Here is a 12,440-nt window from a genome sequence, read left to right on the forward strand (position 1 = left end):
GATGACCTGCTGGTTGCCCTGCTCTGTTGCTTGCGGCGTGAACGGTCTCATCAATTCTTGCTGGAGATTGTTGTTGCTTTTAATCCCTAGGTTGGTTTGAAACCGTTCCACGATTTTCGATGCACTATTTTCAGCAGCTTTTCAAGAACTGAACGTTTCGGCTCATTCTCTGCAAGGTCGCTAATTTGCACCAGATATTCATGCTGGCTCCCATTTCCTCGTTGTCTTGAGCAGACCACTGTTACGTCGTCGTACCCAATGGGGAAGTCATTATTGAGTGGAACTTTGAGGATCCATTCGGCAACAAACAGAAGGAAGTCGCAGACGACTGGATTGATGTATTCCTCTTCTTCAGCCAGATCTCCACAGGCAACCATCTGTTCTTTGCTTTGAGGCGTATAAGTGACGAATGAAAAAAAAGAAGGTGCACCAGTTGGCTGAAGGTGCAGTCCGTAAAAAGCTCTTCGGGTCATGGCGTTCTGCTGGCTCGTGAGTTCAGCTCATCGCTTGCTCGATGCTGAGTCCTGGCTTGCGAATCGGGACAGGTTTCAGTGCAAGGTGCTTTCTGCTTCCCTCCGGCCTGACGCGTGTTCGTGAATGACTTCAATTGTTTGTTCATTGCTCGCTCTCAAAAAGGGCTTGCGGGGCCGTCGTTGTTTTTGTTTTTCTGGAGCTATGTCGAGCGTAAAAAAAGTTTCAATTCAGTCCTTGTGCCAATCGCTTGATTGTCTCTAGAATGGCGTTGTTGGACCCTGGGCTCAGGTGGATGATGCATCCAGACTGGATGGGCGTAATTGCTCTATCGACAATCATTATTTCAGTCACTGTAATTGGATATCGCGAGGGTCATTCGATACTCAAGCGCCGCGCTTAAGCGTCGCCGGCCTCTTGAAGGTGATCAGCTCACGGTCATTTCGCCTCCATCCAGGTCTGCCAAGATTTGGTCAAATTTTTTGCAGCGGCTAGTGCTGGGGTCAAATCGTATGCGGTTTGATGTGAGGTCAATCCTTGGGGCGTCGGCGTAAGTGTCCTGTTCAACTGAATGGCGGTGACGCTTGGTACGAACGTCTTTGGGTGGCTGAGAAGGATCGAAAGACAGCAGGTAAAGGCACCCCGATTCGCTCCCTGAAGGCCACCAGCCATTCCGACGCACTCAAGCGCTATGGAGCTGTCCATGCAGAGCTGGAACAACAGTTAAAGAATCTGCTCAAACCAAAAGCTCTTGCTGGCCCGGGAGAGGTCGTAGAGGCGAACAGAGGCGACGAGACGCTTAGTCCTGATGAGTTGCTGGAGATCGTTGCCTATGACCTCCTACCAAGCCGCTGAAGCGTTCCTGAGGATCGAGAAACCCTCTTCTGGTACAGATCTACAAAGCTCTCAGTACCGGCTCTCTGTCCGGAGATTTCTAGATAGCTTCTTGCTTGTAATAAGGACTGTCCTTGAATGTATTGAAGTACTCCTCACAAAACCCATTCGTCATGTCGTATGCCTTCTTCGTTTTTTTCTCGACGTCAAAGGGCTTGTCAGTGTCAAATATATAGTCAAACTTCATGTCTCCAGTCTTGCAATTCACTACTCCAATTGACCATTGTTGAACATTGTCAATAAAAAGATTATTCTTGCTTGGCATGAGAAATGCGTAAAAGATATCTCCACTAGTTGCATCAAACGTTTTCCAGGTCACCATGGCTCCACTTTTTAATTGGCCATTACCACTCTTCCAGCTGGAATCGCCAATCATTTCATCAGCTTTGGACAAAGTCGGTGTTGCTGAGAGAAGTAGAGCACCAAGGACTAAAAGAGATTTCATAGTCAGATTTCAGATGCTTGAACGGTAGGGAGAACGAACAATTTCGTCCACTAGTAACGTCTCGCATCAGCCTCCTTTAGAACCAAACCCTTTGATAGATTAATCTTGTCCAAGATGAGTTCTAGCGAAGCCGTAATGATCGACTCTGAAGATGTAAAATCTGGTGATTTAGGTTCTAGCCAGGCTTGTCTGAACATTGCAATTAAACCAACGCTACTGGCTACGGCTCTGATTTCTCTAATTACAGCTCCAGGGCTTGCTGTTGATGTGAGGTTCTCTGATTCAGACGATGGGAAGGGGAGGTGTTGGCAAGGGTGGTGCCATGTTGAATGCAACATGAACTGCAATTGGATCAGAATCAATACGATGGAGGGCGATATTATTCAATACAGCAGTACATCGTTGCACCCAGAATCACGAGAAATCAGATGGGCTCCGATCTATGAATACGAGGTTGACTGCAAGAATAAGATTCATCGCTCACTGAATCAAGAGGAATGGAAAAAGCCAGTCAAGACATCAGGTGTGGAATCTCAGCTAAATTTTTTGTGTAGTGAGAGCTATAAGTATGACGTTATCAATATTCAAAACAATTGAAGCTGAGCTCCGGAAACCTATGCCGCCCTTCATTTTCTGATGGTAAAGGGAGAATCTGGAAAATGAAAGAAATGATGGTTGTGGAATGAGAGAGAGGTAGATATGTCTTAAATACGTCCTTTAAAACTACTTGTATCGACATTCACTTGCTCCAGAAGCCTCTGTGGGCAATCGTGTGAGGCTAAATGTGGGGTATTGATATGACTTAAAGCAAGACTCAAGTCAGTGACTGCAATTGATTTGAGCGAATCTCACTTTGCGTCCATCCAGTTGGTGCCGAGTCCGGTTTCGGCGACTAATGGCACAGTCAGGCTGACAGCGTTTTCCATGGTGTTGACGACAAGTTTTTGAATCGGCTCCAGAGCATCTGGATCCACTTCAAGCACCAGTTCATCGTGCACTTGCAGAAGCAGACGTGCCGGTAGTGCCTGCTGCTCGATGGCTTCCTGGAGCTGAATCATGGCAAGTTTGATGATGTCGGCGCTGGATCCCTGAATTGGTGCGTTAGCGGCGGCTCGCAACTGCTGAGCCTCCATTCCGCCTCGACGAGCGACATCTAAATCGATCTCCATGGGTTCCTTGCCAAGCAGCCTCCCTAGACCGTTGCGATCAAAGTGGAAGGGACGACGTCGACCCATGATCGTTTCCACGTAACCGCGACTGAGGGCTAGCCGTTCCTGCAGTTCCAAAAAGGCAAAAACTTTGGGATAGCGCTCTCGGTAACGCAGCAGAAAATCCTTGGCTTCTGCTTGGTTAACTCCGGTTTCCCGCGCGAAGCGCTGGGCACCCATTCCGTAGATCACACCGAAATTGATTGTCTTGCCCAGACGCCGTTCATCGCTGTCAACCTCCTTTTTGTCGAGCAACAGTCGTGCTGTCAATGCATGCACGTCATCTCCATCCCGGTAGGCCTGTTGCAGCACGTTCTCACCGGAGAGGTGGGTGAGGATGCGTAACTCAATTTGGGAATAATCCGCGCTAAGCAGCGTCCAGTTCTCCTGCGGCAGGAAGGCCTTGCGGATGCGGCGGCTGTAGTCCGTGCGGACGGGAATGTTCTGGAGGTTGGGATTACTGCTGCTCAGTCGACCGGTGGCCGTCACTGCTTGATTGAAATCGGTGTGAACTCTGCCTGTTTCCAGTTCCACCAATTGCGGCAGGGCATCCACATAGGTGCTCTTGAGCTTGCTCAGCACGCGGTGCTCGAGAACCAGCGGCACCACAGGGTGATCAGCTTCGAGTTTTTCCAGCACAGTGGCATCCGTGCTGTAGCCGGTTTTGGTTCTGCGGGATTTCTTGCGGTCGAGGCCGAGGGTGTTGAACAGCAATTCGCCCAGTTGCTTGGGCGAGGCGAGGTTGAAGTCGGTTCCTGCAGCCTCTTTGGCTTGCTTTTCCAGGCGCTGCAGGATGTCACCCATCTCTGTTGACAGTGCGCTGAGGTAAGGCAGGTCAATGCGAATGCCGGTGGCTTCCATCAAAGCCAGAACCGGTTCCAGCGGCAGTTCCACATTGTCCAGCAGGCTGGGGAGCTTTTCTCCCGTTGCTTGCAGCTGCTGGCGCAGATCGATGGCCAGTCGGCGCGTCAGATGAACGTCCATGCCGCAATACAACGCGGCCTGGGCAAGCCCCACTTCTGCGAAGCAGCTCACCTTGCCGTCCTTGGGCTTGCCCACCAGATCACTAAACAGGGTGGGAGTGATTCCATACATCCGTGTTGCCATGGCATCCAGGCCGTGCTTGGCCGCTGCATCTCTGAGGTAATCGGCCAGCAGGGTGTCCATCGCAACTCCCGACAACGGCAAGCCATGGCGCAGCAGGATGAGGCGGTCATATTTCGCGTTCTGCAAGGCCTTGGGGTGCTCCGGGCTTGCCAACCAGGGAGCCATCTGTTCCAACACCGTCTCGAGTGGGAGCTGCACCAGTGGCTGCTCGGGCTCCAACGTTGGTTCAGCCGCTGCACGATGACCTACAGGGATGTAAGCGAGATCGGCATCGCCAGGACCCCAGCACACACCGATGCCAACCAGCTGCGCCTTGAAGGGGTTCAGGTCACTGGTCTCCGTGTCGAGCGCGACAGGAGCAGTGGGATCGGTGCAGGACTGCAAGCGTTGCATCAGGTCTTGCAGATCCTTGTCGCTGTTGATCAGCTTGGGCTTTAAATCGGGTTGGGTGGAGGCGGCATTCCGGTCTGAGGCATCAGTGGATTCAATCTCCGTTGCTGTGGAAATCTTCGACCTGTCGGCTTGGCCTGAGTCGTTTGAAACCTTGGTCTCGAGCAGGTGGGCGTTCGCCGTCAGACCGCCTGGGGAAAAGGTGGCGATGAAGCCTGGAACCTGGCGCACCAGGCTGTTGAGTTCCAGATCCTTGAGTTGCGCCTCCAGCCCGTCCCCGTCCACAGGGCCAAGTTCGAGAGCGGGTTCTTCAGGCAGGGGGATGTCGACCAGGATTTCGGCCAATCGTCTTGAGAGATAGGCGTTGTCACGGTCGGCGCTGAGTTTGCCTTTCAGAGCCCCTTTAACAGCACCTCTGCTTGCCTTGGGTCCTTCCGCCTCGACTTCGGCAAGAACCTTGTAAACACCATCAAGGTCTAAGTTTTCTTTCAGCAGATTGATGGCGGTTTTCGGGCCGACACCTTTCACTCCAGGAATGTTGTCTGAGCTGTCGCCGGTGAGGGCCTTCAGGTCCACCACCTTCTCGGGCATCACCCCGAGCTTGCCCTCAACACCGGCCTCATCGATCAGCGTGGGGCCGCTGCTCTTGGCGTAGGGACCGCCGCCCATGTACATCACGGCAATGTCCCGCTTGTCGTCCACCAGCTGGAACAGGTCGCGGTCGCCACTCAGGATTCTTACCCGCCATCCAGACGAAGCGGCCCTGTTGGCCAGGGTGCCGAGCACATCGTCGGCTTCGTAACCCGGGGCCAGGCACAGTGGCAGCTGCAATTGATTGCGCAAGATCAGCTGTAGCTGCTCAAGGTCCTGAAAAAACACGTCCGGGGCTACATCCCGGTGCGCCTTGTAGTTGGGATCGGCCTTGTGACGGAAGGTGGGTTCTGCGGTGTCAAAGGCGATCGCCACACCCTCGGGTTTCAGTCCCTTGCAGTTGTCCAGCAGGGCCTTGAGAAATCCATAGGTCACGCTCGTGGGACGGCCATCCTTCGTGGCCAGTCCCCCCTCACCTCCCTTGCTGAAGGCGTAGAAACTGCGGAAGGCTAGAGAATGGCCATCCACCAGCAGCAGCAGGGGTTTCTCCTTTGTTTCGGGCATGGATGAAGGCAGGTCCTAGCTCGGTCAGTCGCGCTGTTTCGCCCAGGGCGGCAGGTCAATGAACACGCGTGTGCCGGGCTTCACACCGGAGAGAATGGCACTCTTGTCGCCGCTGCTGGCACCGAGCTGCACAGGCTGGAAGGTGGGCTCATCGTCTTTGCCAACCAGCAGAACGCCTGACTGTCCTTTTTCAGTCACGATTGCCACTGTTGGCACCAGCGTGTTCGCGCTGGTGCGTCCGGTCTGGAAATTCACATCCGCGGTCATGCCGAAGCGCAGGGTCGGTGGCGGATCAATCAGCGTGAGTTCCACTTCGAACGAGGTCACGTTGTCGGTTTTGAGCGAACGCGGGGCGATGTCGCGCACCCTTGCAGGGAAGAGCTGATCAGGGAAGGCATCCACGCGAACCGTGGCATCCTGACCAATACGAATACGGCCGATGTCGCTCTCAGGCACCTTGGCCGCAGCTTCCATGCCCTCGGACAGCTCAACAAGTGATGAGCTTGTGGCGCCAGCATTGGTTGAAGCCGCTGTGGTGGGGGTGACAAAGGATCCAGGTTCGGCGAAGCGTTCTGTAATCACTCCGCTGAAAGGAGCCCGAATCAGCAGGTCACTGCCTTCAACGTTGCGTTGTTCAATGCGCTCGCGAGCGGCGGTCAGAGCTTCCTTGCTGCTGATGAAGGCAGCTCGGAAGCTATCCAGGTCTGATTCGCTGATGGCACCAACATCCACTAGCTGCCGGTTGCGTAAGTATTCAGCCCGCTTGGCTTCATAGTCCGCCTTGGCTTGCCGCTCGAGTGCGGCAAATTCACCCATTCGGGCATTGAGATCACCAGCGTCCATACGGGCTAGAACCTGACCTTTTGTCACGACATCGCCTTCATCGACGTAAAGCGCTTCCACCAAACCACTATTCGTTGGGCTCACGTTTACCCGTCGGATGGCTTCCAGCTCTCCACTGGCCGTGATCACGCCGGGAAGAGAACCCCGTTCCGCCGCCACGGTGTACTCACTCAACTGACGCGAACGATCGGACCCTGGACCTCGGCTCCAGATGACTCCACTTGCCGCCACCAGGACGCTGGCAACACCGACACCGATTAAGCGACGCCGCCTGCGTTTCAGACCACTGAGGCGGGTAAGCGCACGCAGGGATTCGGGTGTGGCCCCAGCAGGGGACTGGCTTTTTTGGCTGCCCATGGCCCCTTCAACATTATTCATAACCATTCTCGCCCGTGAACGTTCAAATCGTGTTTCGACGATCCGAAGCCAGGTCGCCCCTGCCGATAGATTTCCAGCCATGCTCAAAGCCGGAATCGTCGGTTTACCCAATGTGGGTAAATCCACCCTCTTCAATGCCCTTGTGGCCAATGCCCAGGCCCAGGCAGCCAATTTCCCCTTCTGCACCATCGAACCGAATGTCGGGACCGTGTCTGTTCCGGATGCGCGGCTGGAGCAGCTGACTGATCTGAGCAGCAGTGCCGAAACCATTCCCACAAGGATGGAATTCGTTGATATCGCCGGTCTGGTGAAGGGAGCGAGTCAGGGTGAAGGGCTCGGTAACAAGTTTCTGGCCAACATCCGTGAAGTGGACGCCATCGTTCATGTGGTTCGTTGCTTTGAGGATGACGACGTCATTCACGTCTCCGGCTCCGTTGGCCCGGTTCGCGATGCCGAGGTGATCAACCTTGAACTCGGGCTTTCAGATCTGGCTCAGATTGAAAAGCGTCGTGAACGGCTGAAGAAGCAGATGCGAACAAGCAAGGAGGCCCAGACAGAGGATGCGGCGCTTGAACGGATTCAGGCTGTGCTCGAGCAAGGCGGCGCTGCCCGCAATGTTGAGCTGAGCGACGAAGAAGTGTTGATGGTCAAACCACTTGGGCTATTGACGGCCAAGCCAATCATTTACGCCACCAATGTGAGTGAAGACGACCTCGCTGCAGGCAATGGATTCTGTGAGGACGTGGTTGCTCTGGCGGCAAAGGAGGGCGCTGAAACCGTGCGCATCTCTGCTCAGGTGGAAGCAGAGCTGGTTGAGCTTGGAGCTGAAGAGTGCAAGGACTATCTCGATGGACTTGGTGTTAGCGAAGGTGGTCTGAAAAGTCTGATTCGTGCCACTTACCGTTTACTGGGATTGCGCACCTATTTCACGACTGGTGAAAAGGAAACACGAGCCTGGACTTTCAGGGCTGGGATGACTGCTCCTCAGGCGGCAGGAGTGATCCATACTGATTTCGAACGAGGATTCATTCGTGCTCAGACCATCGGTTGCGAGAAATTGCTAGAAGCAGGATCGCTGGTGGAAGCTCGCAACAAAGGTTGGCTACGCAGTGAAGGCAAAGACTATGAAGTTGCGGAAGGTGATGTGATGGAATTTTTGTTTAATGTTTAGAAATCCTGTCAGAAAAACTGATGTAACTGCCTGTTTATTTTGTGATTAATTATTGGCTTGTTTATTGCGTCTGATGTAAAGATGATAACTTCAAACCGCTTGCATGTTGGCAGCGACAGCAAAAGGTTTATTGATTTAGACGTAGCACAGCTATTCTAGCTTTTTAAAGCCAGAGCTGCTGCAAAATAACCTTGAAATTCTTAGGAACCCATCGATAAAGGCGGCATTGTTTGAGGTCTCACTTGAGTAGTTAGATGTTTCTGGGAGTTGTCTAGTATCAACGATCCTACTTCAACTAATTATGTTGCCAATGTCAATGCAGCCTCTTGTCTGAGACTACCTTTTTGGGGCCATAGTTTTTTAGATGACTGTTGCGCAAGTGTTATTGAGCTGGCGGGGGTGGGTTTGGTCTCAAATTTTCCGACAAGTTGGTTTCTCTTCCTTGGGTGATGTTAATCAGGGGACTTCTTTATGCCTTTCTTCCTTTGTTTCTTATAGGTTTAATAATGGCGACTTTTGATGGACTATCTTTTGGCTATAACGATGAAGCCATAGCCACGCATGTTGACCATTGTGTGCTATGTGAAGTATTCATTTTTCAAATTTGGGTTTGATTGCTGATTGCAGCTCATATCCGAGACGTTCGCGAGTCACGAAGGGTGATTGCTTTGTAACTCGTGTCCGTTCTACGGTCCCACTGCGTTACTTCATCAAAAGAGTCTAGAGTGATGATCTTGAGTGCTTCGATCATCCATCAACAATTCTTCCGCCAACGCACTGGCTAGAAATTGACCAGATCCCCCCCGCGGCTTTCAATACATCGCTTTTGTCTTGGAAAACGCCCCGCTTTCGATTTGTTGTCCAGTTCCAAAGTGCAGGTGCAAGTCCGGCAAAAAGCACTCGGTTGGTGTCTTGTGGGCGTGGCAACCGTCGATGGGGGTTCCAGACTTTTGTGTCCTTGAAAAAAACTGAGATGCCTTTGGAACTGTTGTTGTCTTGATGAAAAGACCACCAGGGATCCTTGCCTGGCTTTGGTTTTCCCGATTGAAAAACACCGAGTGCTCTGTCGTTCTGAATCAACACACCTTTGAGCGATCCTGTTGTTCGTTCAGTGAGTCGAATTTTTATGGAAGGAGACTCTTCGCTGGTTAACTCGCAGACCAGTGGTAATGGGATGGCTGCTGCCGGTGCAACAGCCCAGACAAGGCAGAGGACCAGAAGATTGCTGACGATGCCCTCTCTCTTCATGTCTTATCTCTTGATGCCCTTTGGTTTGCTCGATCAATCAGCCTCACGTAACCAAGGCCTGTTTTCGATCAACAGGCCTTGGTTTTGAATGCAGCTCAGGATGTGGGTGATTGGCGTTTCAATCAGCCGATGAAAGCATGCGGCTTAGCGATCCCTGATGATGTACTCCCTTTCAGAAATGCCATCATCGTGTCAGCGTCAGAGGATTGGAAAGGATCTGTCGGGCAGTTGTCTGCAAAATCAGGCTCAACAAACATTTTTTCAATGACCATGTCGTTGACAAGCATCGAATAACGCCAGGAGCGCATTCCAAAGCCGAGGTTTTCTTTCTCAACAAGCATTCCCATCTTTCTGGTGAATTCACCATTGCCGTCGGGCAGCATGAAAATGTTCTTGGTTCCCAGGTGCTTGCTCCACTGGAACATTACAAATGCGTCATTGACCGACAAGCAGATGATCTGATCAACACCGTGGCTTTTGAATTCCTCGAAGAGCTCATCGTAGCGGGGAAGATGATTGGATGAGCAGGTTGGTGTGAAAGCACCAGGAAGTGCAAAAAGTACAGTTTTTTTGCCACTAAAAATTTCCTTGCTGCTTAACTCTTGCCACCGGAACGGATTATCGCCAGGCACACTTTCATCACGGACGCGAGTCTGAAACGTAACCAATGGAACTTGATTGTTGAGAGGCATGATCGGGATGAATGCAGGATTGTGGCTATGTTGACATTATCTTTTTAACCATTCCTTTAGACCAACGGATGAGTATTTTTGCTTATATGGTTATTTTTGATGTTGTGCGTCCGTCAAAGTGATTGGCCCGTCGACCGAATTGAATCTGAACTGTAACACTTTAGAGTTGATCTTGAATTCTTGAAGAACGAGGATTTGTTGTGGTTTGTGATTAAGTAAGTTGGCGGCATGATTAAAACCTTGCGGTAAGCTACATATTGATGACGTCCTCCAGGCATTTGTTGAGAGTTTCTATTCCAAAAGGCTTTTGCAGTACAGCATAAAACCCTATTTGTTTGTAGTTTGACAAAGTGTTGTCGTGGCTATAGCCACTCGCGGCAATAGCTCTTGCCGCCGGATTCAGTTTGAGAATTTGTTCAAGCGTCCATATTCCTCCTTTGCCTCCTGATATGGTCAAATCAAGAATGATCATGTCAAAATGCTTTTTTTCTTTTAATCCTTTTGCATATGCTTTCAGGCATTCCTCGCCGTGCTTTGCGGAAGTCACCTGATGACCACAATCCTCCAGCATAAGCTGGATTGAAGTTCGAACAATTTCTTCGTCATCCATGATTAGGATGCTCATTGATGTTAATTGTATGTGTTTTGTGCTCTGTGATTGATCTAAGGCCTCTGATTGAGGTAAGGCAGGCAATGCAATCTGAACTGTCGTTCCTTTTCCGTATTCACTATTGATTTGCAAATTACCATTGTGTTTCTTAATGATCCAATAAGCGCTGGTCAAGCCAAGGCCGTTTCCGGTTTTTTTTGTTGTGAAATATGGATCATATACTTTCCCTAGGTTAGTAGCTTGAATCCCAATCCCTGAGTCTTGAATTTCAGTGATAACCATTTCTTGTTGGTAAGAATTGCTTCCTGATGGTAATTCTCTTCGTATTGTAATATCGAGTTTTCCGCCTTCGGGCGTTGCTTGTTCCGCGTTGAGGATAACGTTATGTAGCACCTGATGAATTTGTCCATGATCCATATTGACCGGAGGTAAGTATGGTTCAAGCTTGATGGATGCTTTAAGTTTTGATCCATGCAGGCTCATGTCTACAGCCTCTTTCACAACCTTTTCCAAGGATCCAGCCTTCTGAACTGGTTCCCCTCCCTTGCTAAAGGTCAGCATTTGTTTTGATAGTCCAGCTGCACGTAGGCAAGCTTGTTTTGCAATTTCCAAGTAATGAGAGTCAACTCCCTTTTTTTGGACGAGTCGTTGGGTTAAATTGATATATCCCATGATTACCTGCAGAAGATTGTTGAAATCATGAGCTAAGCCACCAGCAAGATGACCAATGCTTTCCAGTCGTTGGGCTTGAATTAACTCAGCATCAAGGCGACGCCTTTCAGTGAAATCCTCCATCAATGCAATAACTTCACCGTTCTTGCGCTGATCGAGTTTGATTCGAAGCCAGCGAATTTGCTCATTGGAATCTTTGAATCGTATTTGACTGTCTAGATCAGATGCTTTTTCCTTTTCATTATGGCTTTTTTCGAGTAGTTCGTTCCACCTTTGTAGATCCTCTTCCACTACAAAGGAATTGATTTCCATTCCTAAGCAGGAATCAATATTGAATCCCAGTATTCTGCTCCAGGCCATATTTAGAAATTGGATTTCTCCCTTGTTGTGCTTGTCAAATCGTGCGACAATAACAGGAAGATTAACTAAAATTTCTCGCATTGTCCGTTCTGATTCCGCCAACCGTTCAATCAGTTTTGATTGTGCGATCGCTGCTGCGTCAGGTGATTTATAACGATCCATAGCTGGCTGTTAACAGGAGCTGCTTTTTATTGCATTAATAAATTCGTTGTGAGTTATTACGTCTGCAAATAGTGGAAAGATTTCATCGCAAAACATTTCTTGTTCAATAGGCGTTCGGCTTGAGGTGCAGTCTGAGAGGATCGTTACGTCATAGCCTTGGTCGCTTGCGTAAAGGGCTGTGGCATTGATACAGAGGGATGAAACGCATCCAGCAATTACGATTTGTTCGATGTGATGATCAGTAAGAAGTTTCTCTAGATCAGTATTAGAGAAAGCATTGAATCCTTTTTTGCCGGGAACTGTTTTAATCCGACTTCCATATTTTTTAATTTCAGTTATCACCTCTGCTCCTTCGGTACCAACTTTAAAGGCTTCGATCTCTTTGATTGCCTTGAGGATTCCAGTTGGGTTCTCAATCTCCTTGTACGTCTCGCTGAATACGATAGGCGTGTTCACGATTGTGATTGAAGATTCGGCGATGTTGTCGATTGTCTCGATGGTGTGCTCGAGGGTGCCTGAAACACGATGTGATTCCTCTACTACAGAATAGAGGGCTCCTTGTGGGTCAAAATAGTCTTTCTGGAAACCGATCAGTACCAGTGCCGTTTGGTTGGGGCTGAAGCGAATCACTCTG

Annotated in this window: 11 protein-coding genes; 3 read left to right on the top strand and 8 right to left on the bottom strand. The window is 50.3% G+C overall.

All coding sequences use genetic code 11. The annotated features are described in order from the left end of the window. Positions 1-86: 86 nt before the first annotated feature. The gene (locus DXY31_RS03920; RefSeq protein ID WP_114992343.1) at positions 87-473 is read right to left on the bottom strand and encodes a hypothetical protein; all 387 of its coding nucleotides are present in this window, start codon (positions 471-473) and stop codon (positions 87-89) included. Positions 474-1,008: 535 nt separating this feature from the next. Here DXY31_RS03920 and DXY31_RS03925 point away from each other — a divergent pair. Beyond that, the gene (locus DXY31_RS03925) at positions 1,009-1,326 is read left to right on the top strand and encodes a hypothetical protein (RefSeq protein WP_114992344.1); all 318 of its coding nucleotides are present in this window, start codon (positions 1,009-1,011) and stop codon (positions 1,324-1,326) included. A 79-nt stretch (positions 1,327-1,405) separates the two neighbouring features. On the opposite strand, the gene DXY31_RS03930 is transcribed toward DXY31_RS03925, so the two are convergent. Then, positions 1,406-1,810, bottom strand: coding sequence for a hypothetical protein (locus DXY31_RS03930; protein ID WP_114992345.1), 405 nt, complete (start codon positions 1,808-1,810; stop codon positions 1,406-1,408). A 135-nt stretch (positions 1,811-1,945) separates the two neighbouring features. Here DXY31_RS03930 and DXY31_RS03935 point away from each other — a divergent pair, with 135 nt between their 5' ends. Further along, positions 1,946-2,407 carry a hypothetical protein gene (locus DXY31_RS03935; protein ID WP_206749789.1) on the top strand — a complete coding sequence of 154 codons (462 nt, stop codon included), beginning with the start codon at positions 1,946-1,948 and terminating at the stop codon, positions 2,405-2,407. A 251-nt stretch (positions 2,408-2,658) separates the two neighbouring features. On the opposite strand, the gene polA is transcribed toward DXY31_RS03935, so the two are convergent. Both polA and DXY31_RS03945 read right to left on the bottom strand, forming a co-directional pair. Beyond that, entirely contained in the window at positions 2,659-5,670 is a 3,012-nt protein-coding gene (gene polA, locus DXY31_RS03940) for a DNA polymerase I (protein ID WP_114992347.1), read from the bottom strand. 24 nt (positions 5,671-5,694) lie between these two features. Continuing rightward, positions 5,695-6,870 carry an efflux RND transporter periplasmic adaptor subunit gene (locus tag DXY31_RS03945; RefSeq protein WP_114992491.1) on the bottom strand — a complete coding sequence of 392 codons (1,176 nt, stop codon included), beginning with the start codon at positions 6,868-6,870 and terminating at the stop codon, positions 5,695-5,697. Positions 6,871-6,970: 100 nt separating this feature from the next. Here DXY31_RS03945 and ychF point away from each other — a divergent pair, with 100 nt between their 5' ends. Continuing rightward, entirely contained in the window at positions 6,971-8,062 is a 1,092-nt protein-coding gene (ychF, locus tag DXY31_RS03950) for a redox-regulated ATPase YchF (RefSeq protein WP_114992348.1), read from the top strand. A 747-nt stretch (positions 8,063-8,809) separates the two neighbouring features. On the opposite strand, the gene DXY31_RS03955 is transcribed toward ychF, so the two are convergent. From DXY31_RS03955 to DXY31_RS03970, 4 genes are all read right to left on the bottom strand, one after another. Beyond that, positions 8,810-9,310 carry a hypothetical protein gene (locus DXY31_RS03955; protein WP_114992349.1) on the bottom strand — a complete coding sequence of 167 codons (501 nt, stop codon included), beginning with the start codon at positions 9,308-9,310 and terminating at the stop codon, positions 8,810-8,812. A gap of 122 nt (positions 9,311-9,432) precedes the next feature. Further along, positions 9,433-10,002 carry a peroxiredoxin gene (locus DXY31_RS03960; RefSeq protein ID WP_114992350.1) on the bottom strand — a complete coding sequence of 190 codons (570 nt, stop codon included), beginning with the start codon at positions 10,000-10,002 and terminating at the stop codon, positions 9,433-9,435. 250 nt (positions 10,003-10,252) lie between these two features. Continuing rightward, complete coding sequence (locus DXY31_RS03965) at positions 10,253-11,806, bottom strand: PAS domain-containing sensor histidine kinase (RefSeq protein ID WP_114992351.1); 1,554 nt, start codon at positions 11,804-11,806, stop codon at positions 10,253-10,255. A 9-nt stretch (positions 11,807-11,815) separates the two neighbouring features. Continuing rightward, positions 11,816-12,436, bottom strand: coding sequence for a cysteine hydrolase family protein (locus tag DXY31_RS03970; protein WP_114992353.1), 621 nt, complete (start codon positions 12,434-12,436; stop codon positions 11,816-11,818). Positions 12,437-12,440: the final 4 nt, after the last annotated feature.

Source organism: Synechococcus sp. UW179A (assembly GCF_900473965.1).
Lineage (GTDB): Bacteria > Cyanobacteriota > Cyanobacteriia > PCC-6307 > Cyanobiaceae > Synechococcus_C.